Below are 22,031 nucleotides of genomic sequence, written 5' to 3'. Positions count from 1 at the left end.
CCATTTACAGTTACTGTTTTTTTATAAACTTCTTTACTATCTTTTTTACTCCTTCAATATTTAATTTTTTCCCATTTGCACGTACACTCTTTAAATACCCATCTTTTGCTCCAAATAAGTCCGATGCGCTTTTAATTTCCCCTGGAGTAAAATTACTCTCTCCATCAGAATTCATTTTAACCCCCATTGAATCAGAATGAGTTTCTGTAAACACCTTATCCAACACTCTGTTTTGATTATTTCTTCTTTTAGAGTTATTTGGATATACTATTTGAAAAGTTACACTATTATACGATTTATTCAATATTACCTCGTCATAAATAGGATTTATTGTGACTTTACCAATATTAGTACCAGAACTATTAATCCTATTCTGTATTAAGCTCAATTCTTCCTTGAATTCTGCAACGGTTATAATACTTTCAATATAAATTTTTTCACTAGATTTTTCATAAAAAAATCTAATATTATCAGAAAGCTGGTCAATACCATCGTCTTTTTTAGAATCGATGACATAAAATATTTTTTCTACATCAAACAAATACTTTCTTCCATGACCATAATTACTATTTCCAGGTATTCTATCATCAACTTTATCATCAGGAAGATTACTTGATAACTCAATAATGTTAGGAAATTTTGACCTGAATGACCATAACGCTCGTTTCATTCTTGATTTTGTATGTTTTAAATATTCATTTGGCCAAAATATTCCATTATTTTTCTCACTATTTTCTATAACTTTTTTATATTCGTCTAATAATTTGCTATACGCATTCTGAAGCTCTTCAAATTCCGGAGACATTAAAACTAATTGAATATCCTCATTATACCTATTTCCATCAAACAAATATATTTCATCTTCACCTGAAAAATAATCATACTTATTAAATACTTCAATTAAAGAACTAGGTATGACGTAATTCATAAGTTGATTAATCCCTTTATTTTTATCATTCTCTGTATATAATCCAATAATAGTAGGTTTTAAGTTAAGTTTGGCAACATAATATTCAGTCATAAAAATTCCCCATATAACAGTATTTTACCTAAATTAAACACCAAAAAAAGCAGGCATACAATACCTGCTCAATATAATTATAGGGAGGTTTAGAGTTTTTCTTCTCCAAAGTCTTGAAACGAGAACTTGATCACATGCCTCTCAACTTTCCATGATACTAATTTACCACTTAAAGTTGGTCCAATAATCCACAAAAAGTCCACAGATTACATAAAAATTTTCAATTCACTTGCAACTCGTTCAATAAAATCATTTCTGAGCTTAAATGCCTGTGATCTATTACAGTAAATTATATGATTTTTGATTAATCCTTCCATTTGATAACGCGGATATTTTCTAAAATATAATTCACTGATAATATGTTTCGTATCTTCATTAGAGTTATCAAAACACTCCTCGACTGCATCACGTTGCTTCATTAATTGATTAAGTCTTCTATCTTGCTCTAATGTAATAACCATCTGTTCCTGGGGCTTTGAAATTTTTCCAGACTTTCCGCCACCAATATTTTCATCACTGTCACTAACAGGGTGCATCAGTTCTTGCTCTCGCTCATGAATATATTGATCCACTAAAGGATAATCTCTTAATATGTCTTCAATCAATCTTTTTAGTGAAGTTCTAATTTTCATCATCCCCCTCTTTATGTCTCATATCTTTTACTGGAATTGATATTGTAACCAACAATACAAACATAATAATCAATCCAGCAATTATCAATATTAAATCAGACATCTTCAATATCTCCTGATTCAATCTCTTCTAATATTTCAATATTTTTGGGATTGAAATGTGACTGAAGTCCATTGCCTATCATAATAATCCTGTATATATGTTCTTCCATGTCTTCCTCCTAAAAGGGATAAGATACATCCCTCAAAATATCGTTCTTAGTTCTGTCACTTAAATTCCTGCGTGCATGTCTAAAATCAGCTGCCATATTACGTTTTGAAATATATATAATCGTCTTTTCCAAACTCTGACACTGATCATCAAACACTCTTTCAATAGTTGACCTATAAATCTCTTCATCATTCATGCAATCACCTATACCATTTCAAGTTTTCCACGTTCGTAATACGATAACTTTTTTAAAAATAATATTTCACCATTTTCTGATAAGCTAAAGAATTCATTGATATTCATACGCAACAACTCTCTTGTAATACCCATCTCATTTGAGATATCAAGAATAGAGCCTTTAGCCACAATGACATCTTCAATAAGCAACGCATAATAGCCTGATCTATCATATTTGTAATTATTCCATTCGGTAGCATCCAAAGCTCCATATGTGATCTGATTACTCAATAATGGCAAACTGATACCTACTTCCCTACAGATATCGGCTTTGCTTATTCCTTGGTCCAACATTTGTTGGGCTTTTTCTATGTCCCATCTTTTATGTGGTAATGGTTTACGAGCTCTATTTTTATCGACTTTTGTATATTTCTGAGTATTTCGATAAGCAATACTAGATTCAGGGATGTTATCGAACCCACAATACAAATATTCAAGTCTAGCAATCACTGAACTTAAATTAATATCATTGATCTTTAACTTATCCAGTTCAGATAAACTCATATTCATAACTTGTTTTCTAATATATTTCTTAACTGACCCTCGATTACTACCGATACTATGTAAGATGTTATCCAGCACTTCATCAGATATTTCTAACCTATCTGCAATTTGAATCTTAGTTAATCCACCTAGCTTCATTTGCAGAACTCTTGCCTGTAACTCTAAAATATTCATTTCAGTCACCTCCTACGAGATGACAACTACATGCTTTGATTCGATTTCTGTCTCAAGATTTGATTTCAAGAATTCAGTGATATTACGCATGGCTTCATTCTTCCATGCACCACCGTCTGCCTCAAAAATTGCTGACTGCATACCTTCTTGCATTCTGAATACGAATCTACTCTCAGGTTGTTTAACCTCAACAAATGTACGATATGGTGCCAATATCACTGGATTTGGTACTTTGACATTGTCAATTGATGCAACGCCTGATCTGATTTTAACCGCTTGGGATGTCCCATCATCAGTTGATGTGGCAACATTTTCCTCTTTCAAGTTTCCAATGACCTTAAGTAATAGTTGCTGATCATCATTTTTAACAAATTGAGACTGCAACATAATATTCATGTTTTCCTGACTTAGAAAATTTGAATAATAAATATCAGGTAACATTGCATTTACGGTAATCAAATCTTCACGGCGTCCATAACTATCAATTGCTCCATATACATAAATTTCTGATGGTGACTTCACTTGTACGAATAGCTTTTCAGACTTACGTTCATCCATGTTCTTAAGCATTGATACTAATCCAGTTAATGTATTGATACTGATTTCCTGATCAGCAATATTAGGTGGCAAAACTAAATGAATATCACCACGGCCATCGATACTGTACGTTTTATCATCAATTTTCAATGTCTTACTCTCATTAGCCTCTAATGTTAATTCACCAATACTTTCAATCAATTCTGCAGTTAAATCCATCATATTCACCTATGCTTTCTTATTTTGTAGATCAATTACTTTTTCTGACTGTGGTTCTTTATCCGTTGACGAATCTTTTTCAATCTCATCTACTGGTTCCCCGGTATCAGACTTTAAAGTACTGTCTAAAGGATCAAAGTATGTTTGTCCAGGAGCCCCAGACTTCAATTCATTAGCCGCTATCATGCCTGTATTCTCGTCACGACCAACAAGCATTGTTGTGCTTAATCCAACTTGAGGAGCCAAATTAGATTTCACTTCGACCATTACATCAACAGCATCCCTATTGTCATTGGGCTTGTATGTTAGTCCAATAGTAATTTTTCGTTTAGCTTTCGCATCAGTATTTGGATCAAGAATATTTTCGCTTAGTTTTTTCAATTCTTTAGTAAATTTCTCTTGTAATCCACCTTCAGCTATTTCTGAAAGATTAAAGTTGATTACTTTTTTAATATCACTCATTTCATCACCCTCATAAAATTAAAATGGCAATTCATCATCACTAACATTCACTCCACCAGACTGAAACGGATCAGACATATTAGTATTTCGATTATTGTTTTGTGTGTTGTTTCCAAATGGACTTCCAAATGGTGATTGTTGATTGCCATTGCTTGGATAATTATTTCTATTCCGATTGTTAGATTGTTGATTATTACGGTTATTTGAATTTGAACCATTATTACTTTTTGGATTTGTATCAATAAATGAAAATTCATCAACGACTAGTTCAGTCACATAAACCGTGATGCCTTGATTATTCTCATAATTACGTGTTTGCAATCTACCGTCTACTGCAACCAATGAACCCTTGTGAGTCCATTGACTGAATGTCTCAGCGGCTTTACGCCAGATAACACAATTGATGAAATCTGCTTCACGTTCACCTTGAGAGTTAGTAAAATTACGGTTCACCGCAAGTGTGAAACTTCCTGCAGCAGTGCCATTTTGCGTATATCGAATTTCAGGATCACGTGTAAGGCGCCCTACTAATACACTTCTATTCAGCATTAACTTTCCTCCGAACTATTTTTATTTTTGGAGCGCATCTTTTTAAGTCTCTCTTGTAATTCTTTTTGCTTCTTAGTGGCATCTTCTTCACTAATATTGGATTCGTATTTACCCCAATCAGTTGATTTCTCTCTTTTACTTCGGTGATTTTTTTTATTTGAAAATTCACGATTGGCTTGCATTGCCATTTGATCATATTGCTTCCTTAATTTATCAGGTGAAAGAACCACAACTGACCAAAAATCATCAGACTGCGACCACTCGATCATTTTTTTGATTTTAGAGTAGTCCCTATTATCCCGTTCATGCATCAATCGAATTGAATTCGACCATTTTTGCATATTGGGTTCTTTGAATTCAGGATTATTCTCACGAATTTTATCGACAAAATAACTAGCCAATTGATAATTATCATCGGTTTCGTCATAAGTCTTTGACTTAGGACTATTACTATTAGTATTTTGTTTATCAGTACTTGGTTCATTAGTACTTAGTAGTGTTGGATTATCCGACAGCGGATTTCCCGACAACGGATTATCCGTCGACGGGTTTTCCGTCTGCGGTGAAATCGTTGATATATCAGGCTCATCGTATACTTTCCAATCTTTTGGGCCGAACTTACCTTTGCCTTCTCTTTTTTGAAATCTAACAAGATACCCTGACTTCTCTAACTCTTGAAGTCCTTTTCTAACAGAGTCTCTGCCATCTTTGCTATGTTCCATTAATTCTGTTTCATAAAAAGTCCAATCATCTGGCAGGCTTAACATATATGCTAGTAATCCTTTAGCCTTCAAAGACAATCTCTTATCTTTCAAACCAGTATTGCCAATAATTGTAAAATTAGTTTTTCTCTTTGCCCTTACAATCGCCATAACTAACCTCCTATCCTCAATTCTTTTCGATCATCAGCATCTAACTTTACAGGCTTGATGTGATATTTTTGTAGGAATGTCATAACTCCAACTTTGTGCTGCTCTGTATGATGGATTCGACATAATGCCATAAAGAAAAATCCACCATGATTAATATGATGCCTATTGCGACCAATACCGACCGCTTGTAAGTGAGCAATGTCAGCATGTCTGCCACAGATACAACAACGTCTGTGTTTCAAACATCGATACTGCATCGCATAATCATTCGGTAATAGATCCCACGTCCTAGTTTTGAATGGAACATCATATTCAAAACAGAAATCCAATAACCAACTAAGATATTCTCTTGCCTGAGTCATAGAACAATTTGACAAACTAAACTCATCTTTTCCCGTCTCAGTTAAATATCTCCACTTCATAATTTGAGGTGTTTCTTTTTCAACCATATAGCCTGACCAATCACTAATATCCCCTATCAGAGCGTATATTTTGCCTCTCTGATCAACTGAAATAGTTCGACCATCTGAGATACTTAATTCAATCATTGGTTGCTTACCATTGGATAACTTCCTCAATTTGAATGCATCAATATCATCATCAAGTTCAGCGCTGATTTTGTTACCGTTTATTGATGTTAACTTTCCAAAGAATTTCATTATCCAATTTGCTTTAGAGTTTCTTCAACTGATGTTCTTTGATTATTCAAGTAAATAATCATCTGATCAGCTGTGTTGTCTTCCATATGGTTGTAATCGACATTTGGGAATTGCTTCATGACTGTTTCAAAAATATCATTAGGATTAGTCTTCATAAGATCTGCCAGACTCTCCATTTGACGTTTGATCTGATTCATCTTTGCCTGATTGGCATAACTTACCTGTGGCTGTCTTGCTTGTGCTTGATTATTAAAGTTATCGAATACATTGAACTGATCATCAGGTTGATAATTATTTTGTTGTTGATTAAAGTTTTGTGATTGTGGTTGTTGATTGTTGTTCCAATCTTGTTCAGGGTCATCACCAGTAGTCATTAGGAAGGTTTGCATCAGAAAATTCTTCTGTGCACCAGTTTCAGCCTTGTAAATCGCCTTATCTCCTGAGTCCATTCCAATGCCAGGCATTGAGCCATGAATACTATCAATACCATCAGTGATCTCAAACTTACCCATGACAGATACAAAATTTAAATTAGAGCCCTTACCTGTTTTAGTATTCCAAACGTTCAAAATCTCATAACTAGGAATAATACTGATTCCTTGTTCAGCCAGTTTGCTTTGCAGATTGGCTTTAACAGCTGCTTCAGTTACATAGTCATAATTTTGATTCTTGTTATGGCCATCTTTTTCAATCTTGTCTAATCCCTTTTGAACGTTAGAAATTTTAGAAATCAAATTGGAAACATTGTCTTTACTAGTTGTCTTAGTTTCAATATTCTTAATCGCTTCAACCATTGATTACACCTCACTCATTTTTTCAATAACTTCTGTGGATACTTCAAATGAATCCTTAAACCGATTTACTTGTTGCATTGCTTGAATTATTCCAGCTTGAGTTCCAGTTAATTTAATTGAAACGGTGTACTCAGATGGCTTATCATCAACTACCTCACCAGTTTCAGTATTGATGACCTTACCACCAATTTTTTGTTGTAGTGCCTCTTGCTTGGCTTTCTCGGCTTCAGCAAGCTTTTGTTCAGCAATCTTTTGTTTTTCCTGGTCAATTAAGAACTGATCAATTGAATCAATAATTTCTGCTGCATCTCGTTCATTGCTTAGTTGAGCAATCCAACCAGCTGGATCAATCTTCTTGATTTTGCAATGTTCTTCAATTAAACGTTTATTAATTTCATACGCCTTATGTTGACGTTGTAGAAGCTTAACACTATCAGTAATCTGATCAGTAAGCTTCTTTTTGGTAATACTCTTATTTGTCCACTTAGGATCAAACTGGACTTCAGCAGGATCAATATTATATCCGGCCGCAATCTCAGCAATCAGCCCTAAAACATTTTCTTTACGTTCTTGACGTTGATTCTCTTCAATTTTCTTGATACCTTCATCCAAAGGTCCAAGTACATCATCAATAATTGAAGTCATATCTTTAACTTGAGATTCAAATTTCTTTAGTGGCTTATTATATTCACCTTTTATTTCTTTGCGCTTATCATCAAAGCTTTTCTTCATTCGATTAAGATCAGTACGAACTAACTTATCACCATCAACGGACTCTTCGGTAATCACTGACCATCCTTTGTATTTATCAGCGTATTTTTTAACCTGATCTTTAAGTAACTCTTGATTATTGATCTTAATTTCAGTTGGAGTGTATGTAACCCCAAAATCGATAGTTGCTAAATCATTAGCCATATTTAAACTACCTTTCGTGTTATAATTTATTTGTTAAATATTTTTGTTTCTAGTCGCCCGTCATTGCCGTGATGAGTGACTTTTTTATTTGGTTCATTTCATTAGCGGATTTCAGTAATCTACCTGTTGGATAGTCTTTTTGAAATTCACATAATGCCTGTTGCTTTCCATATTCAATGCAGGCATCTTGAAACTGTGTTAGTGAGATATCGACTATGAATTTTAATATGTAATTCATTAGTTCACTTCCCTTGATATAATTAAAAAAATAGGAGTACAAATTAAGTTGAATGATTTTCTAATATTTTTAAAAAATTTACCACCAGCTACATGGATATCATTACTTTCTCTATTGATTAGTTTTTCTCTTGCTTTTGAAAAATGGTTTTCATATAGAACCAAAGTTGACATTAAACAAGTTCAAATTGTCCAGCTATCTAATATAAGTTTTTTTATTCATTTTTATATAACTAACCAATCATCTAGAACTTTAGGAATTTATAACATAACCTTAAATTCATTTCGCTTTAATAAACATCACCACCGTTTTTCGAATATTATTAGTGATCCTGACAGAAGCGTATGGACATCCTATTTTCCAATTAATATAAGCCCGTGGGAACAACAAGATGTGCTTATAGAATTTGTAAATAAAGATGATACTCAATCTATAAAAAATCTATTAAAAGAAAACGGTACTGTTAAAATAAAAACCAACAGAAAAGATTCATCATTTGAAATAAACTTAGAATCAGATTCTATAGAATTAAAGCAAGCAATGAAAGAATGGTAGACAATATGAGTAAGCCCCACCAAATAGATTCTCTTTTTTTCATCTAACACCTCCGGGTGTTTTTTTATTTATCAAAATCAGTCAGTTCTTTCTCAATACCTTTCCAGTTATGGTACTTAGTAAACAAATAAGTAACTCCAACAACCGGAATAGTATAAAAATAAAACCACCAAAACAGTTCCCAAAACGATACATACATTTTCAAAATCTCCTATCTGGTTTTCAATTCCATAATTTCTTTCCAATGCTGATGACAGAATTTAACAAATCGTTGTGGATCAATTTGATAGCCTCCACCTTGATAAGGAATCAATACTGGACCGCCATTTTCCGCATCTAATTCTTTTCTAAATCTCGGATTTGCACATATGGCTCTGATACGCTCAGGTTTCAAATTCATACGTGCTGCAGCCTGCTTAGTATTCCAATTCACTTCTGTCATTGATACACGTTGACGCTTAATTTCTTCTTTAAGCGCCTGTCTAATCCATTCAACTGGTAATCCAATCTCCACTTTTGATAATTCTTCTTGATCAATCACTTCTTGCATGACCTATACCTCCAAAACCGTTTCATCTTGTTCAATCAATGGAAGAACATTTTTTTGTTTCAATAACTCATATAGTCCAAGTCTTCCTTTTTGAGTCCACTTAGTTGTTACCTTGGCATGTTCAGTACCATCACTCGATGTAACCATGAATGTTTCAGAATGAGTCCAACCAGTCTTTTGGTATTTCGCATATAGGAACCAATTCTTGCCTTGTTTAAATTGAACCTTCAAATCATGCAGTAACTTATTCATTGCTTGTGCACTCATACCGTAATCCTTAGCAATTATTGTAATAGAAACTAGTGATGAATTAGTCAATACCTGATCATAATAAGTCGCCTTAGGTTGCAATTCATTTACTTGCTGCTCTGCAATTAATCGACCCTCATGTTCTGTTTTCAATTGAGTTGCTAGCTTAATAAGGTAGTCTGGATCAGTTAATGTTTTTTCGATAGCTGAATCCGTTAGATACGCACCATGCTTTCTGATTGACGGTAAAACTTCATGAGTTATCCAGCGTTTAAAAACTTTAGCCTCCTTTTTTCTACTTGAAAGAATCAAGCTGTACAGGCCATATTCATTCACCAGATTAGTTTCACCAGATAAGCCCCCTAAGTTAAACTTAGTTACCTCATCTGAATCTAAACGTTGCAGTGAAACTGTCGTATTAGACAGTCCCAAAATTTTAGTAATATCTTTGGCAACAAAATACGGTTCGTTATCAATTTGAATCGTTTGTAATCTATTTCCTTTGAAATTAAATTCTTGCAAATCGTTCATTTTCTTAAACCTTTCATTTGATATACTCCTAATGGATAGGAGGTGAAAAAATGGTACATGTTTATGCAAATTTATTAGGAACTTGGACTGATTTAAGCACTGATTCCAACGCCGTAATTGGAAATCACCATCAAAGACCAGATGTTTGGTGGAATAATGGTGCTGAGATGTGGAATCCAAATTCAATGACGCAAGAGAACACTTTATATCAACAGCCATATGTTATGGTTTCATACCATGATGTAATATATCGTGTATTTCCTTCTCAGATACAAGTCGTGGAGAAATAATAGTCGTCTTTAGCTGGTCTAATATCTCATTCTGGTCATCAAGCTCAATCTTGGTGACCTTTTTTTTAAAAATAGAATCAATGATTGTTTTAATTTGAGTCCATTCGAGTTCATTCAAGCCTTCTAGTGCAAAAGAAAGCTTTTCCAATCTATCACTGATAATTATCATTCCCTTCTAAATTTCAATATATTTAAATATTCTTTCTAAATTAGTCTTAGCAGCAGGACCACTAGATTTACCTTTAATAAGATCTAAAGTATATTGTGATGACCATTTAAAATGTCTGGATACATCACTGATATTAAGATTTAAATCAATTAATCTATGTCTAACTGCGCGTTCTGTTGGAGTCATTGGATTCTTTGTAATCATCATTAACCTTCTTTCTTGTTTAAATTTTCAGTTAATTCATAAAAGTGTTGACTAAATAGTACGATTATCGTACTATTAGGGCATAATAAATAAACATTAATAAACGTCTACTATTCCTAGCCCGCCAGCTTTTAAATAGTATTATTTTTTATTGCTTATTTACTTTATTAACTTAACTGATGACATCAATATAATGACTTTCGTACTCTTAGTCAACAGTTATTATGAAATTCGTACTATTTTTTATTAAGGATGTATTTATTATGCTGATAGATAATATTAAAAGATACGCAAAATTAAGAGGTCTTTCACTAAAACAAACTGCTATTAAAGCAGGAATGAGTGAAAATACAATTTACGGATGGAAAAATCATGAGCCTTCAAAAGGCTCAATAATGGCAGTCGCAAAAACGCTTGGTGTTACTTACGAGGATTTAACCGGTATAAAAGAAAAAAAGACACCTACAAAAGTAGATGTCAAGGCTGCCATTGATGATAAAGATGTATTAATGACTTTCGATGGTAAACCCATACCGCCTGAAGATTTAGAATTAATCAAAAGACTGTTGGAGAAATAGCCTATGGATAAAATAACAACTGATCTAATAAATACAGCTATGAAAAATGGATATGGTGTTGAAATAACACATGAAATGAATCCTCGTACCACTGCGCTTACCAGTTACAAACATAAAAAAATAATTATTAATAGTAACTACTACCTGCAAAAACAAATTGTTTTTCAATTTGCTCATGAAGTTGGTCACGTCCTAAATGGTGATGCATCCAATAACCCCCTTTATTACACTCCTACAAAATACAAAATTGAAGGTGCTGCAAACAGGCATGCAATAGATTTACTAATAACTTATTATTTCAATAATGTTCCTAAAGAAGATGCTAATGTCGTTAATTTCATGGAATCATTTGAAATACCTAACAGACTTTCAAAAATGGCAATAGAAGAAATTGCACAATTTTACGATTAACATATTGTCCAAATACTGACTGACATTAAAAGCTGAATTTTTTTGGGGGAATTATAAATGCTATTTTTATTTTTCTTAGCTGTAGCTTTAATTTCTGCAGTGGTCGTTTTTCTTTGGATAAATGCAAAAATGAAAAACAACAAGTCCTTTATCACGGGTAAAATTGCAGGTATAGCATCTGTAATATGTGTAATATCATTTGGGGTCAGTGTTAGTAGTTTGTTCACTGGAAATGATAATGCTTCAACAGATAGTACTGTAGCTGTACCAAAAAAGACTACTAAAAAATCAACATCAAATAATGATCAATTAGGACTGTCAAAAAAAGATGTTGAAACATTCAATCAAAGCCTAATCGATGGTCTTAATGAAGATCAAAATTACGCTAATTCAGGTGATGAGGGTTATAAATTTTCGCAGTATATTGATACTCTTGCTTATGATAGTAACCGTGGATTGAAAATCAAGGTCACATCAGATTTTCTTAATCTAAGTGAATCTGATAAGAACACCGTTGCTGGAAAGGCTGTTGGACTGGCTGAAGCTCAATTAGCAATCATTGGTAAAAATAATGATGGTACTAAAAAGATTCATTCTAATGTCTATCAATCTGATACCAAACTTGCTAGTGCAAAGTTCTCCAACAACCGTGAATTTAATTGGAAATAAGTTATAAATTTAAAAAATTTAAATGAGTCTATGCCCTAGGCTTATTTATTTTACCCAAAATTAAGAAATGAGGTGTTAATTATGGCAAGTATATACAAAGGTGCATCATCATGGTTTTACAGAATTTCATATTACGATGAAAATAAAAAACGGAAATATATCAAAAAAGGTGGATTCAAACGCAAATCAGATGCCGTAGCTGCTGCTACTGAAGTTGAATCTAAGAAGTTCAAAATAGGCCTATCAGCTAATGACAACGTCACTTTAGCAGATTACTTCGATGAATGGGTAAATACTTACAAAATTGGTAAAGTGTCTCAGGGAGTCGAAAATAGATATTTAAGATTAGCAAAAGATGTAAGAAGTCAATTCAAAGATACAAAGTTAAAAGATATAAAGAAGTCACAATATCAAAGATTCATTGATTGGGTCGCAAAGGATCATGTAAAGCACACTGTAATCCGTACTAATGGATCAATAAGAGACGCTGTGAGCGATGCAATTGATGACGGGATAATTTACAAGGACTTTACTCACAAAGTCGTTATAACTGGTTTTACGGCCAAACGACACGAAATAAACTACCTTAATGAAAGTGATATTAATAAATTAAAGGAATATTGTGTTGATAATCAATCAATAATGTACATTACATTGTCAGAAATACTCTTTGCCCTACTAACTGGTTGTAGGTATGGTGAAGTAGTTGGACTAACTTGGGATTGCGTAAACTTCGATGACAAAACAGTTTATATAAATAAACAATACGATTATGTTCATAGAAATGGATTCAAACCTACTAAGACAAAATCATCTGTAAGAACAATATCGATCAACAATGATGTAATAAGAATGTTAAAAAAATTGGAATTGCAACAAAAAGAATTATTTTTAAAACAAGGATTCAAAAATGACAAACAATTAGTATTCATCAACAATCGTCATGAAGTTCCTACCAGCAATGGTGCAAACAAAGCTTTGACTAATGCATTAAAAGCCGCAAAGGCTGACAGAACAGATATTACTTTTCACGGATTAAGACATACTCACGCTTCCCTATTGATCAGTGATGATATCAGTCTTGATTACATTGCTGAACGTCTAGGGCACTCTGATTCTAGCGTAACCGCTAAAGTATATGTGCATTTATTGAAGAATAAGAGAATGAAGGAAAATGATAAGGCAATTACCCTTCTAAACAGCTTGTAGCAAGGGATTCAGCCTCTTAAAAAATGGCCCCAAAATGGCCCCAAACATGTAAAAAGGCCCTAAAAAGGCCCCTTTTTTGGAAATACTTTGCATATACTTTTTTACAAAAAAAGACCTGTAAGCATTGATTTAACAACACTTACAGGTCTTTTACTTTATGTTTGCATATTGTTTGAATATGCTTCTTATGTCACAGGTGAGATTCGAACTCACGACCTACGGTTTAGAAGACCGTTGCTCTATCCAACTGAGCCACTGTGACATCACTTGTTCTATTATAGAGAATGGTTTTAAAAAATGCAACGGGAAAAATTAAAAAATTTTATTTTTTTATTGGCGAATACAAATCTGCTTTTATATTGAAAAAGAAAAATTGTGATATACCTCTGCAATCTTGCAATATAACTGTGTAATAAAGCACAATTACCCTCTTTTAAAAAAATAGACTCAGCATTTACTATGTAAATACTAAGCCTATTCTAAAATCAAACACTTCTATACTGAATATCCTTATCATCGATTGGCAAAGATCTTTCAGCATCTCTCACCAAATCATGAAGTAAGTTAGAGTTCATGGGTGAAATTCCAAATATTTGCTTCTCAATCGTTGTACTCAACGTATCATCAAAACTACGCATGACGATGGAAGACTGATCTAGCAAGCTATTATTCACTAATACCAGACTTCTATACGTATCTTTATTATATCTTTTGTTAAATTCACCAATAAAGTTCTTAAGAATTACGCTTTGCATGTCCTCACCTCAAATACCATTATACGAACGTATGTTTGGTTTGGCAAGTCAATTTTTAATAGAATAACTCTTTACATGCATTAGAGATGGCAATTTTAACGTGCTCATACGTTAAACCACCTTGAATATAAATAATATATGGATCACGCATTGGTCCATCAGCAGAGAATTCAACACTTGCTCCTGATACAAACGTTCCAGCGGCCATAACAACTTCATCTTCATAACCAGACATTTCACTTGGTTCTGGAACGACATTTGAATCGATCGGTGAATATTGTTGAACTAATTTAGTAAACTTGACCATTTTATCAGGGTCATTAAAAATAATTGTTTGAATCAAATCAGTTCTATCTTCATTCCATTTTGGTGAAACATTCAATCCCATTTTAGCAAACAATGCTGCTTCAAAGATAGCACCTTTGATGGCATTACCTGTTACTCTTGGGGCAAGGAAGAAGCCTTGGAACATTTCGTCCAAACGATCGACAGTGGCACCTTCAGATGCACCAATACCAGGTGCAGTTAGACGATAACTTGCTAACTCAACAAGATCCTTCTTACCTACAATGTAGCCACCTGTCTTAGCTAAACCACCACCGGCATTTTTGATCAATGATCCAGCCATTAGGTCAGCTCCGACTTCTGTTGGTTCAATTGTCTCTGAAAATTCACCATAGCAATTATCAATAAAAATAATTACATCTTTAGAAACTGAGCGTACCTCTTTGATGATTTCAGCAATCTCAGCCACTGTGAGGCTCTTACGCGTCGAATATCCACGTGAACGTTGAATTGCTACCACCTTAGGATTTTGCTCTCTAATCTTATTTTTCATGGTCTCAAAGTCAACCTTATCACCTATCATGTCAACTGAGTCAAAACCAATCTTGTAATCAATCAATGATCCACGTTTATTACCCGCAGTACCAACGACTTCTTGCATTGTGTCATAAGGTTCACCAGTAACGTACAATAAATTATCACCGGGTCTTAAAATTCCAAACAATGCTGTTGCCAATGTATGTGTTCCAGAAACAAATTGTGGTCTTACTAAAGCAGCTTCAGTTTTGAAAACATCTGCATATACTGCTTCCAATTGATCACGTCCACGGTCATCATCCCCATAACCGGTCGTTCCTAACAAACTACTCTCATCAATACTTTCTTTTCTAAATGCTTTGAGAACTTTGTCTTGGTTATCCAATACTCTTTCATCAATTTCAGCAAGTTTACCTGCTATTTCGTTATCCACTTGTTTGATTGCTTCTTTCAACTCAACTGGAAAACTATCATTCCATCTAGCCATTATATCCTCCTAAAAATTCTTTGATCCGTTTCTCAACCTTAATTTGATAATTCGGCTCATCACTAATATTATACCAATCAACATCCATTTGATTACGAAAATACGTTAGTTGGCGTTTTGCAAAATGTCTTGAATTCTTTTTTATTTCATCCAGACACGATTCAAGTGTAGCAGTCCCTTCAAAATATGGAAATAATTCCTTGTAACCTATTCCATTCTTCGCCTGAGGTATTTGGTCACGATTCTCATAAACCGGTCTCACTTCGTCTAATAAGCCCATGTCGACCATTTTATCTACTCGCTTATTGATACGATCATACAGTTTAGCCCTATCATCAGTTAAACCGATCAAATAAAAATCTGCCCAGCGATTACCGTTGCTCTGTTCATTAATAGATTTTCCTGTCTCACGATGTACCTCGATTGCTCTGATAACACGACGAGCATTAGAAGTATCAATAACATTCATAGAAGCTGGATCTTCAACCTTTAAGATATTTATTAAACCGTCGATGCCTGAATTTTTTTGGACTTGAAGTAATTCTGACCTCAACTTATTGTCACCGTCAGCCTTACCACCCAAATTTAAATTTTGAATAAGTGAATTCAAATAAAAACCAGTTCCACCAACCACAAAAGAATTCTTCCCTTGATCAGATAATTGATCAACAACACTGATAGCTTTTTGTTGAAAGTCTTTGACAGTATATCTTTCAGTGACATCGCTAATGTTGACTAAGTGATGTGGCACCAGTGTCAATTCTTCAGGACTATCCTTAGCAGTACCTATATCTAAATTGCGATATATTTGCATTGAATCGCCAGAAATGATCTCCCCATTAAATTCTTGTGCCAGTTTCAAACCCAGTGCACTTTTTCCAACCGCTGTTGGTCCTACCACTGCAATAACTTTTTTCAAAAAATCGCCTCTCTGCATCGTATTTTATAGATATTTTATAGAAAATAAGCCATAATGGGAATTAAAGACTAGGAGGTACTTATTATGGCAAAGAAACAAAAACACTTTCGTTTTGTAAAAGGATTCTTATTTGGTTCAATTACAACAGCAACTGCAGTATATGGCGCATTACACGCTTTTAAGAAGACTGTTATCGAACCTGAAGATGCTGAAAACGACCGTATTGAAGAAAACCGTCGTCGTGCAAACCGTAAGAGTCTACAAGCACACCAAGGTTAATATTAACTGAATCCACTAAAAACATAAAAAGGAGACTTGACAATACGTCATAGTCTCCTTTTTTCATACCTCAAAATCATAAATTTTAAAGTTTAGTAGTTTTCTTTGTTTTTCCTTCCCAATCAGAAAAACGACCGTCTAACCATTTGACGTTCTCAAAGCCCCATTTTTGCAACTTAACGGCAGCACGAACACTGACAGACTTACGATCCTCATAAAGATAAACTGGTAAGTCTGGTCTTAATTCACCCTCATTGTACTTTAATTGAGAATATGGCAAATTACGAGCTCCCAAAATGTGCTTAGCATCAAAACTATTTTTTTCTCTTAAATCAACGATTTGAGCTTTTCTCATTGTTGATTCAAATTCTTCATTACTAATAGCGCCGCCCATTTGTTTACCTTTATATAAGTAATAAGCCCATGTTCCGACCCAATAGATCAAGAATCCAATTACAATGACGTACAAAATCGCGTTAATAACTTGCATTAATAAAACCCCTAACTAACTTTTAATCAACTTTGATCAATGATGCAGCGCCGATAACACCAGCACCATTACCAAGACTTGCTAATCTAACTTCGGTTGAATCCTTAATAGTTGCGAACTCATTAGCACGCATAGCTTTTTCAACCTTGTTCAATAAGAAATCACCCGCAGCTGAAACACCGCCACCGATAACAACATACTTAGGATTCAATGAGTTAGCAATATTTGCCAAAGCAAATCCTAATGAATCACAAACATAATCAGCAACGATTATTGCAAGATCATCACCTGTCTTAGCCAAATCAAATACATCCTTAGCTGAAATATCTTGACCATCATCAAGCATAGCCTTCAATTCTGAATCACCAGCGTATTCAGATGCACGATCTCTGGCAACATGAACGATACCAGTAGCAGAAGCGATTGTTTCAAGACAACCTCTCTTACCACAAGTACACATGAATCCATGCGGATCAACAGTAACATGTCCAATTTCACCGGCAGCTCCATTAGCACCATGCAACAATTGTCCATTAGCGATGATACCACCACCAACACCAGTACCAAGAGTTACAAAGACAACGTCATCAGCATTGTTACCTGCACCCTTCCATCTTTCACCAAGTGCAGCAACATTGGCATCATTTTCGATAGTTACAGGAATACCTGTACCAGCTTCAATATCACGGACTGGATAAACAGCATCAGTCCAATTCAAGTTAAATGCACCTTTAATAGTACCTTCTTTGAAATTGATAGTACCAGGTGAACCTAAACCAATACCGCTGAATTGATCAGCTTTCATATCATACATCTTAAGATGATGATTAATAGAATCAATAATATCAGGAATAATTAATTGACCATCAGATAGAATATTTGTTTCAATACTCCATTTTTGTTGAATATCTCCTTCAGCAGTTAAAATTGCAAATTTAATTGTTGTACCACCAAGGTCAACACCGATTAATTTCTTATCTGTCACTTTGATCTTTCCTTTTCTTTTTTTTCTTCTTTTCTATGCTCAGCCTTCAAGACCATTTGAGCATTAATAAAAGTTTTTTTCTCAATCATTCCATTTTCGTACAATCGTTTTACTTCAATCGACATCAGTTCAATATCCCACATTCTCTTACCTAAGTGAACGAAGGTACCAAACTTCTTGAGTAATTGTTGTACATCATAGAGGGTTCTAAAGCTCATTTCATCCATAGACTACCATACCCCTTATATACATATAATAAGAAATAGCGGCAATAATTACTAGAGCAAGTATTCTAAAAATAGTCTTTGGACGCTTGATACCAGGTAGTCCTAATGCTAGCCCAACCAGAAATCCTCCAATCGCACCACCAATGTGACCCCAAATATCAATGCCAGACATCGTTAGATCCAACGCCAAGTTGATCACGATCAAAGCCAAAAAGCTCTTACCTAACTCACCCAAGAATCTATTCTCTTTGTAAATAACAGCCAAAGCTAAGAAGGCTGCGAACAATCCGAATAATGAGGTACTGGCACCAGCAGAAATAGCATTATTAGATCCAAAAGCGAAACTAGCAAGATTTCCCATTATTCCACTTAAAAAATAAATAACGGCAAATCGCACATGGCCAACCATGGGTTCTAATATCTGACCAACGTAATATATCGAAAATCCATTCATCAAAATATGCAAAACACCAATATGCACAAACATTGGTGTAATCAATCTCCACCATTGACCTTCTTGAACTAAATTATTAGTCTTAGCACCAAAAATCAATAATGTATTAATATTTTGAGAACCACCTGAAAGCGTCTCTGCTGCAAAAACACCAAGTGTCAAAATCAGCAAAAACCAAGTTACATATGGTTTTTCTTGCCTATAACTCACTATGAATCCTTTGCCACAGAAATAATATGGTCTATTGGTTTATCCAACACATAAACAGGCCATTGTGTTTGAAGATAATACTGACGTGATAATGCCAGAGCCACGGTCTTAGTAGGATACAAAGCTAGATATCGATCATAATATCCCGCTCCAAATCCTAGGCGAGCTTTTTTATCTTCTGAAAATGCTAATCCCGGTGCAATAATTAGTTCCGGTGGATTCAAAACATCAGTCTGATAATCTTTCGGCTCTCTAACACCAAATGAACTAGTTTCTAATTCAGTATCTTTTGTATACCTTACGAATGTCATCGAATAATCTTTAAAAGTTTTTGGAATGTAAACTTCCTTACCTAAATCCCAACATTCTTTAATGATCGGAAAAGTAGGAATTTCACTTCCCATACTCAAGGTAATACCAATACTCTGAGCAGCTTTAAAATCATTATCATCAAATAATTTTGAATAGACTTCATTGATTTCTTTTTGTGCTTGATCCGACTTCATGAATTCTTCCATGATGTCGAGTTGTTTTTTTCTGAAGCTGACTTTATCCAAAAGTTACCTCCCTAGTAAAAAAAAACAACAGGAATTTTACCTGTTGTTTATTTTGTTTCGCGATGCAATGTAACAACACGCTCACGTGGGCAATATTTTTTAAGTTCTAGACGATCAGGGTCGTTACGCTTGCTTTTGCTTGTTAGATATGTACGTTCATGGCATGATGTACATTCCATTGTTATATTTACTCTCATGTTTGGAACATCCTTTCATATAATGCTTAACTAAAATTCAACTAGTCAAATATACCATTATTATCAACATTTTTAAAGTGTTAATTTTCGATTAACTTTGACCAGTCATTTTATAGTAATCTGTATAGATCTGTTTTGCAACTAATTGTGGGTAACTACCAGATTCACTAGTCAAGTTAGGAAATACGATTGCCATTGAAATATTAGGATCATCGTAAGGTCCAAATGACACTAAACTAGTAGTAATTGTTTCTGGTGGATCTTGATTATCAGGATCATCAGGATTGTAGTAGAAGGATTGGGCAGTACCAGTCTTTGCTGCAACCGCTGGAGATAGATCCTTCAATCTTGTGGCAGTTGTCCAATAGTCAGAACCGTGAACCGCATTATACATACCTTTTCTAACAACATTCAAATCAGCCTGAGTAAATCCAACCTTATTCAAGACAGTCGGTGTTGTAACTGATTCTAGTGCTCCCTTAGTACCATCATTCTTAGTCTTTTGAATTGATTGTACCAAGTATGGTTTCAATCTATACCCACCATTAGCGATAGTTGAGATATATTGGGCCATTTCAATCAAAGTGTATGAATCGTAGTTTCCGTATGCTAAATCCAGTGCCGAACCAGTCTTCAATTGTCCTTGACTGTTTCTAGTTGTACCTTCGATACCAGCAGTCTCTCCAGCAACATCGATTCCTGTCTTAACACCCAAACCGAATTGGTTGAAATACCCTCTCATGATAGAGAAGATATTAGGATCCATTGTCATTGATACCTTGGGAACGTATTTAGCATTAGCTTCTTTCATCGCCAATGCCATCATATACTCATTAGAAGACACTTCTAGAGCTTTTTCAGCGTTCATACTGCTATACGTACCGATTGGGTAAACAGACTTCTTAACTGCACTACCTGGCAAATAAATAGGGTTATCAGCCAAAGTATTATTTGTTGGTGTAATTACTCCATCCATCAAAGCACCTAAAACAGTGGCACCCTTGACAGCAGAACCCATAACAAAGGTTCGATTGATAACACCTAACGCATCTTCTGAAGTTTTACCAGTTTGCGGATCATTTCTGATACCAGCCATTGCTAAAATAGCACCAGTTTTAGGATTCTCAACCACAACGTATGCACCATCAGAATATTGAGTAATTCCGGCTGCTTGGGCAGCTGAATACTGTGTTGTTAATGCATTTTGTACTTTTTTCTGGAACTTAGAATCAATAGTCAAGTTAAGGTTTCCACCTTTTTGACCACTGTAAACTAACTTACTCTTTTTAATTTGATTACCAGAACCTATTTGAACTTCACGCTCACTCTTAGTACCAGAAAGAATTGTTTCGTAACTCTTCTCCAAGTAACTAGTACCAACACGATCATTACGTGAGTATCCATAAGCTAACATCGTATTCAACTCATCGTCAGGAATACCTTGCTGCTCTGTTGATACACCACCAATGATACTGGCGATCGACTTACCTTGAGGGTATTCACGATTCCAGTTAGTACCAATACTGATACCAGGCAGTTCCGTCAAATGCTCACTTACTTCAGCAATTTCTTTGGAAGTTAAATTTTTATCCTTCAAAAAGACCGTTGATAATGAATAGGCGGCACTCATTTTCTTAAAAAGGGTTGCTTTAGATAGTTCAGCATCACTCAGATGCATCCCCATCTTTTCAAGATACTTAATCTCGTTGTTATAGATCTTGGTGTTACTTAATGCATCACCATTTGAATCTACTCGCCAAGATTTGGGCATTTGTTTAGCAACTTTTGCTTCTTTTCCTGGAGCCGCTAAAATATAGTCAGCCTTATCACGATCTGACAAATTTTCCTTTTCAATCGAGACATATTTAGTCAATCGATTAACGATCGTATAAATATCACTAGATTTGACTCCAGAACTCTTAGTATAAGTAATTGCATTTTCAGTCGAGTTACCTACTAACAAGCGTCCCTTTGAATCATAAATCATCCCACGTGGTACGCTTCCTGTCATTACTGTCTTATCTGTTCGATCTACTTCAGCTTCAAACTTACCGCCATAAACAATTTGTAAATAGGCTAATTGAGCTACCAGCAAAGCAAACAAGGCAAAGACAATAAAAAAAAGCAGGTTTAGTCGGAATGGGATAGTAGACTTAGCTTGACTACCTGTTCTTTTCTTTATTATATCCAGTACTCTTCTCATAGGTTTC

The 22,031-nt window shown here is 34.5% G+C and carries 33 protein-coding genes and 1 tRNA gene; 7 read left to right on the top strand and 27 right to left on the bottom strand.

All coding sequences use genetic code 11. The annotated features are described in order from the left end of the window. Positions 1-10 precede the first annotated feature (10 nt). From U8519_RS00775 to U8519_RS00720, 12 genes are all read right to left on the bottom strand, one after another. Complete coding sequence (locus tag U8519_RS00775; RefSeq protein ID WP_334328426.1) at positions 11-1,021, bottom strand: hypothetical protein; 1,011 nt, start codon at positions 1,019-1,021, stop codon at positions 11-13. 206 nt (positions 1,022-1,227) lie between these two features. Further along, a complete protein-coding gene (locus U8519_RS00770; RefSeq protein ID WP_334328425.1) occupies positions 1,228-1,656 on the bottom strand; it encodes a transcriptional regulator in 429 nt (142 codons plus the stop codon). 218 nt (positions 1,657-1,874) lie between these two features. Beyond that, positions 1,875-2,060, bottom strand: a complete 186-nt coding sequence (locus U8519_RS00765) for a hypothetical protein (RefSeq protein WP_334328424.1) — start codon at positions 2,058-2,060, stop codon at positions 1,875-1,877. Between the two features lie 8 nt (positions 2,061-2,068). Then, complete coding sequence (locus U8519_RS00760; RefSeq protein WP_334328423.1) at positions 2,069-2,779, bottom strand: hypothetical protein; 711 nt, start codon at positions 2,777-2,779, stop codon at positions 2,069-2,071. Between the two features lie 12 nt (positions 2,780-2,791). Continuing rightward, complete coding sequence (locus U8519_RS00755) at positions 2,792-3,538, bottom strand: hypothetical protein (protein ID WP_334328422.1); 747 nt, start codon at positions 3,536-3,538, stop codon at positions 2,792-2,794. Positions 3,539-3,544: 6 nt separating this feature from the next. Next, the gene (locus tag U8519_RS00750; RefSeq protein ID WP_334328421.1) at positions 3,545-3,997 is read right to left on the bottom strand and encodes a replication terminator protein; all 453 of its coding nucleotides are present in this window, start codon (positions 3,995-3,997) and stop codon (positions 3,545-3,547) included. An 18-nt stretch (positions 3,998-4,015) separates the two neighbouring features. Next, on the bottom strand, positions 4,016-4,546 hold the full coding sequence (gene ssb / locus U8519_RS00745; RefSeq protein ID WP_334328420.1) for a single-stranded DNA-binding protein: 531 nt from the start codon (positions 4,544-4,546) through the stop codon (positions 4,016-4,018). Further along, complete coding sequence (locus U8519_RS00740; RefSeq protein ID WP_334328419.1) at positions 4,546-5,418, bottom strand: helix-turn-helix domain-containing protein; 873 nt, start codon at positions 5,416-5,418, stop codon at positions 4,546-4,548. The genes ssb and U8519_RS00740 overlap by 1 nt, the downstream gene beginning before the upstream one ends. 2 nt (positions 5,419-5,420) lie before the next feature. Further along, positions 5,421-6,077 (bottom strand): putative HNHc nuclease, encoded by a 657-nt coding sequence (locus tag U8519_RS00735; RefSeq protein ID WP_334328418.1) that lies wholly within the window; start codon positions 6,075-6,077, stop codon positions 5,421-5,423. Further along, positions 6,077-6,871 (bottom strand): ERF family protein, encoded by a 795-nt coding sequence (locus tag U8519_RS00730; RefSeq protein ID WP_334328417.1) that lies wholly within the window; start codon positions 6,869-6,871, stop codon positions 6,077-6,079. Before U8519_RS00730 ends, U8519_RS00735 begins: the two co-directional genes overlap by 1 nt. Positions 6,872-6,874: 3 nt before the next feature. Further along, positions 6,875-7,786, bottom strand: a complete 912-nt coding sequence (locus U8519_RS00725) for a DUF1351 domain-containing protein (RefSeq protein ID WP_334328416.1) — start codon at positions 7,784-7,786, stop codon at positions 6,875-6,877. Between the two features lie 49 nt (positions 7,787-7,835). Then, on the bottom strand, positions 7,836-8,024 hold the full coding sequence (locus U8519_RS00720; RefSeq protein ID WP_334328415.1) for a hypothetical protein: 189 nt from the start codon (positions 8,022-8,024) through the stop codon (positions 7,836-7,838). A gap of 48 nt (positions 8,025-8,072) precedes the next feature. On the opposite strand from U8519_RS00720, the gene U8519_RS00715 reads away from it, so the two are divergent. After that, the gene (locus U8519_RS00715; RefSeq protein ID WP_334328414.1) at positions 8,073-8,579 is read left to right on the top strand and encodes a hypothetical protein; all 507 of its coding nucleotides are present in this window, start codon (positions 8,073-8,075) and stop codon (positions 8,577-8,579) included. A gap of 64 nt (positions 8,580-8,643) precedes the next feature. On the opposite strand, the gene U8519_RS00710 is transcribed toward U8519_RS00715, so the two are convergent. Genes U8519_RS00710 through U8519_RS00700 form a run of 3 tightly spaced genes read right to left on the bottom strand, consistent with a single transcriptional unit; the run spans position 8,644 to position 9,909 of the window. After that, a complete protein-coding gene (locus tag U8519_RS00710) occupies positions 8,644-8,778 on the bottom strand; it encodes a hypothetical protein (protein WP_334328413.1) in 135 nt (44 codons plus the stop codon). A 12-nt stretch (positions 8,779-8,790) separates the two neighbouring features. Beyond that, on the bottom strand, positions 8,791-9,129 hold the full coding sequence (locus tag U8519_RS00705) for a DUF771 domain-containing protein (protein ID WP_334328412.1): 339 nt from the start codon (positions 9,127-9,129) through the stop codon (positions 8,791-8,793). 3 nt (positions 9,130-9,132) lie between these two features. Next, entirely contained in the window at positions 9,133-9,909 is a 777-nt protein-coding gene (locus tag U8519_RS00700; RefSeq protein WP_334328411.1) for a phage antirepressor, read from the bottom strand. A 50-nt stretch (positions 9,910-9,959) separates the two neighbouring features. Between U8519_RS00700 and U8519_RS00695 the strand changes: the two genes are divergently transcribed. Further along, positions 9,960-10,199 carry a hypothetical protein gene (locus U8519_RS00695; protein ID WP_334328410.1) on the top strand — a complete coding sequence of 80 codons (240 nt, stop codon included), beginning with the start codon at positions 9,960-9,962 and terminating at the stop codon, positions 10,197-10,199. Positions 10,200-10,374: 175 nt separating this feature from the next. On the opposite strand, the gene U8519_RS00690 is transcribed toward U8519_RS00695, so the two are convergent. Then, positions 10,375-10,575, bottom strand: a complete 201-nt coding sequence (locus U8519_RS00690) for an XRE family transcriptional regulator (protein ID WP_334328409.1) — start codon at positions 10,573-10,575, stop codon at positions 10,375-10,377. Between the two features lie 260 nt (positions 10,576-10,835). On the opposite strand from U8519_RS00690, the gene U8519_RS00685 reads away from it, so the two are divergent. The 4 genes from U8519_RS00685 (at position 10,836) to U8519_RS00670 (ending at position 13,439) form a co-directional block, all read left to right on the top strand. Beyond that, positions 10,836-11,150, top strand: a complete 315-nt coding sequence (locus tag U8519_RS00685; protein ID WP_334328408.1) for a helix-turn-helix domain-containing protein — start codon at positions 10,836-10,838, stop codon at positions 11,148-11,150. A 3-nt stretch (positions 11,151-11,153) separates the two neighbouring features. Then, a complete protein-coding gene (locus U8519_RS00680) occupies positions 11,154-11,561 on the top strand; it encodes an ImmA/IrrE family metallo-endopeptidase (RefSeq protein WP_334328407.1) in 408 nt (135 codons plus the stop codon). 57 nt (positions 11,562-11,618) lie between these two features. Next, positions 11,619-12,230, top strand: a complete 612-nt coding sequence (locus U8519_RS00675; RefSeq protein ID WP_334328406.1) for a hypothetical protein — start codon at positions 11,619-11,621, stop codon at positions 12,228-12,230. Between the two features lie 81 nt (positions 12,231-12,311). Then, the gene (locus U8519_RS00670) at positions 12,312-13,439 is read left to right on the top strand and encodes a site-specific integrase (RefSeq protein WP_334328405.1); all 1,128 of its coding nucleotides are present in this window, start codon (positions 12,312-12,314) and stop codon (positions 13,437-13,439) included. 188 nt (positions 13,440-13,627) lie between these two features. On the opposite strand, the gene U8519_RS00665 is transcribed toward U8519_RS00670, so the two are convergent. The 4 genes from U8519_RS00665 to miaA form a co-directional block, all read right to left on the bottom strand. Continuing rightward, a tRNA-Arg gene (locus U8519_RS00665) sits at positions 13,628-13,701 on the bottom strand. A 223-nt stretch (positions 13,702-13,924) separates the two neighbouring features. Continuing rightward, the gene (locus U8519_RS00660) at positions 13,925-14,194 is read right to left on the bottom strand and encodes a hypothetical protein (RefSeq protein WP_334328404.1); all 270 of its coding nucleotides are present in this window, start codon (positions 14,192-14,194) and stop codon (positions 13,925-13,927) included. Positions 14,195-14,249: 55 nt separating this feature from the next. After that, positions 14,250-15,503, bottom strand: a complete 1,254-nt coding sequence (locus tag U8519_RS00655; RefSeq protein WP_334328403.1) for a methionine gamma-lyase family protein — start codon at positions 15,501-15,503, stop codon at positions 14,250-14,252. After that, complete coding sequence (gene miaA, locus U8519_RS00650; protein WP_334328402.1) at positions 15,496-16,422, bottom strand: tRNA (adenosine(37)-N6)-dimethylallyltransferase MiaA; 927 nt, start codon at positions 16,420-16,422, stop codon at positions 15,496-15,498. Before miaA ends, U8519_RS00655 begins: the two co-directional genes overlap by 8 nt. An 84-nt stretch (positions 16,423-16,506) precedes the next feature. On the opposite strand from miaA, the gene U8519_RS00645 reads away from it, so the two are divergent. After that, positions 16,507-16,701, top strand: a complete 195-nt coding sequence (locus U8519_RS00645) for a DUF3042 family protein (RefSeq protein ID WP_334328401.1) — start codon at positions 16,507-16,509, stop codon at positions 16,699-16,701. An 85-nt stretch (positions 16,702-16,786) separates the two neighbouring features. Here U8519_RS00645 and U8519_RS00640 read toward each other — a convergent pair whose 3' ends face one another. From U8519_RS00640 to U8519_RS00610, 7 genes are all read right to left on the bottom strand, one after another. Next, positions 16,787-17,191, bottom strand: coding sequence for a rhodanese-like domain-containing protein (locus U8519_RS00640; RefSeq protein WP_334328400.1), 405 nt, complete (start codon positions 17,189-17,191; stop codon positions 16,787-16,789). 22 nt (positions 17,192-17,213) lie between these two features. Beyond that, complete coding sequence (locus U8519_RS00635; protein ID WP_334328399.1) at positions 17,214-18,176, bottom strand: ROK family glucokinase; 963 nt, start codon at positions 18,174-18,176, stop codon at positions 17,214-17,216. Next, a complete protein-coding gene (locus tag U8519_RS00630; protein ID WP_334328398.1) occupies positions 18,173-18,403 on the bottom strand; it encodes a YqgQ family protein in 231 nt (76 codons plus the stop codon). The genes U8519_RS00635 and U8519_RS00630 overlap by 4 nt, the downstream gene beginning before the upstream one ends. Further along, on the bottom strand, positions 18,396-19,067 hold the full coding sequence (locus U8519_RS00625; RefSeq protein WP_334328397.1) for a rhomboid family intramembrane serine protease: 672 nt from the start codon (positions 19,065-19,067) through the stop codon (positions 18,396-18,398). The genes U8519_RS00630 and U8519_RS00625 overlap by 8 nt, the downstream gene beginning before the upstream one ends. After that, on the bottom strand, positions 19,067-19,624 hold the full coding sequence (locus U8519_RS00620; RefSeq protein ID WP_334328396.1) for a 5-formyltetrahydrofolate cyclo-ligase: 558 nt from the start codon (positions 19,622-19,624) through the stop codon (positions 19,067-19,069). The genes U8519_RS00625 and U8519_RS00620 overlap by 1 nt, the downstream gene beginning before the upstream one ends. Before the next feature lie 47 nt (positions 19,625-19,671). Beyond that, positions 19,672-19,821 (bottom strand): 50S ribosomal protein L33, encoded by a 150-nt coding sequence (rpmG, locus tag U8519_RS00615; RefSeq protein WP_334328395.1) that lies wholly within the window; start codon positions 19,819-19,821, stop codon positions 19,672-19,674. A gap of 91 nt (positions 19,822-19,912) precedes the next feature. Next, positions 19,913-22,024 (bottom strand): peptidoglycan D,D-transpeptidase FtsI family protein, encoded by a 2,112-nt coding sequence (locus tag U8519_RS00610; protein ID WP_334328394.1) that lies wholly within the window; start codon positions 22,022-22,024, stop codon positions 19,913-19,915. Positions 22,025-22,031 lie beyond the last annotated feature (7 nt).

Origin of the sequence: Companilactobacillus sp. HBUAS59699 (genome assembly GCF_036913575.1) — a bacterium.
Taxonomy (GTDB): domain Bacteria; phylum Bacillota; class Bacilli; order Lactobacillales; family Lactobacillaceae; genus Companilactobacillus.
The sequence above is the reverse complement of the archived record's forward strand: the minus strand, read 5'-3'. Positions and strand labels throughout refer to the sequence as shown.

Bases quoted from the DNA above. Each gene is read 5' to 3' on its own strand.
- U8519_RS00760 (WP_334328423.1), bottom strand. From the start codon at position 2,779: ATGAATATTTTAGAGTTACAGGCAAGAGTTCTGCAAATGAAGCTAGGT.
- U8519_RS00670 (WP_334328405.1), top strand. From the start codon at position 12,312: ATGGCAAGTATATACAAAGGTGCATCATCATGGTTTTACAGAATTTCA.
- U8519_RS00695 (WP_334328410.1), top strand. From the start codon at position 9,960: ATGGTACATGTTTATGCAAATTTATTAGGAACTTGGACTGATTTAAGC.
- U8519_RS00655 (WP_334328403.1), bottom strand. From the start codon at position 15,503: ATGGCTAGATGGAATGATAGTTTTCCAGTTGAGTTGAAAGAAGCAATC.
- U8519_RS00685 (WP_334328408.1), top strand. From the start codon at position 10,836: ATGCTGATAGATAATATTAAAAGATACGCAAAATTAAGAGGTCTTTCA.
- U8519_RS00645 (WP_334328401.1), top strand. From the start codon at position 16,507: ATGGCAAAGAAACAAAAACACTTTCGTTTTGTAAAAGGATTCTTATTT.
- U8519_RS00660 (WP_334328404.1), bottom strand. From the start codon at position 14,194: ATGCAAAGCGTAATTCTTAAGAACTTTATTGGTGAATTTAACAAAAGA.
- U8519_RS00680 (WP_334328407.1), top strand. From the start codon at position 11,154: ATGGATAAAATAACAACTGATCTAATAAATACAGCTATGAAAAATGGA.
- U8519_RS00705 (WP_334328412.1), bottom strand. From the start codon at position 9,129: ATGCAAGAAGTGATTGATCAAGAAGAATTATCAAAAGTGGAGATTGGA.
- ssb (WP_334328420.1), bottom strand. From the start codon at position 4,546: ATGCTGAATAGAAGTGTATTAGTAGGGCGCCTTACACGTGATCCTGAA.
- U8519_RS00730 (WP_334328417.1), bottom strand. From the start codon at position 6,871: ATGGTTGAAGCGATTAAGAATATTGAAACTAAGACAACTAGTAAAGAC.
- U8519_RS00770 (WP_334328425.1), bottom strand. From the start codon at position 1,656: ATGATGAAAATTAGAACTTCACTAAAAAGATTGATTGAAGACATATTA.
- U8519_RS00720 (WP_334328415.1), bottom strand. From the start codon at position 8,024: ATGAATTACATATTAAAATTCATAGTCGATATCTCACTAACACAGTTT.
- U8519_RS00630 (WP_334328398.1), bottom strand. From the start codon at position 18,403: ATGGATGAAATGAGCTTTAGAACCCTCTATGATGTACAACAATTACTC.
- U8519_RS00610 (WP_334328394.1), bottom strand. From the start codon at position 22,024: ATGAGAAGAGTACTGGATATAATAAAGAAAAGAACAGGTAGTCAAGCT.
- U8519_RS00775 (WP_334328426.1), bottom strand. From the start codon at position 1,021: ATGACTGAATATTATGTTGCCAAACTTAACTTAAAACCTACTATTATT.
- U8519_RS00690 (WP_334328409.1), bottom strand. From the start codon at position 10,575: ATGATGATTACAAAGAATCCAATGACTCCAACAGAACGCGCAGTTAGA.
- rpmG (WP_334328395.1), bottom strand. From the start codon at position 19,821: ATGAGAGTAAATATAACAATGGAATGTACATCATGCCATGAACGTACA.
- U8519_RS00700 (WP_334328411.1), bottom strand. From the start codon at position 9,909: ATGAACGATTTGCAAGAATTTAATTTCAAAGGAAATAGATTACAAACG.
- U8519_RS00755 (WP_334328422.1), bottom strand. From the start codon at position 3,538: ATGATGGATTTAACTGCAGAATTGATTGAAAGTATTGGTGAATTAACA.
- U8519_RS00735 (WP_334328418.1), bottom strand. From the start codon at position 6,077: ATGAAATTCTTTGGAAAGTTAACATCAATAAACGGTAACAAAATCAGC.
- U8519_RS00640 (WP_334328400.1), bottom strand. From the start codon at position 17,191: ATGCAAGTTATTAACGCGATTTTGTACGTCATTGTAATTGGATTCTTG.
- U8519_RS00750 (WP_334328421.1), bottom strand. From the start codon at position 3,997: ATGAGTGATATTAAAAAAGTAATCAACTTTAATCTTTCAGAAATAGCT.
- U8519_RS00675 (WP_334328406.1), top strand. From the start codon at position 11,619: ATGCTATTTTTATTTTTCTTAGCTGTAGCTTTAATTTCTGCAGTGGTC.
- U8519_RS00765 (WP_334328424.1), bottom strand. From the start codon at position 2,060: ATGAATGATGAAGAGATTTATAGGTCAACTATTGAAAGAGTGTTTGAT.
- U8519_RS00710 (WP_334328413.1), bottom strand. From the start codon at position 8,778: ATGTATGTATCGTTTTGGGAACTGTTTTGGTGGTTTTATTTTTATACT.
- U8519_RS00740 (WP_334328419.1), bottom strand. From the start codon at position 5,418: ATGGCGATTGTAAGGGCAAAGAGAAAAACTAATTTTACAATTATTGGC.
- U8519_RS00725 (WP_334328416.1), bottom strand. From the start codon at position 7,786: ATGGCTAATGATTTAGCAACTATCGATTTTGGGGTTACATACACTCCA.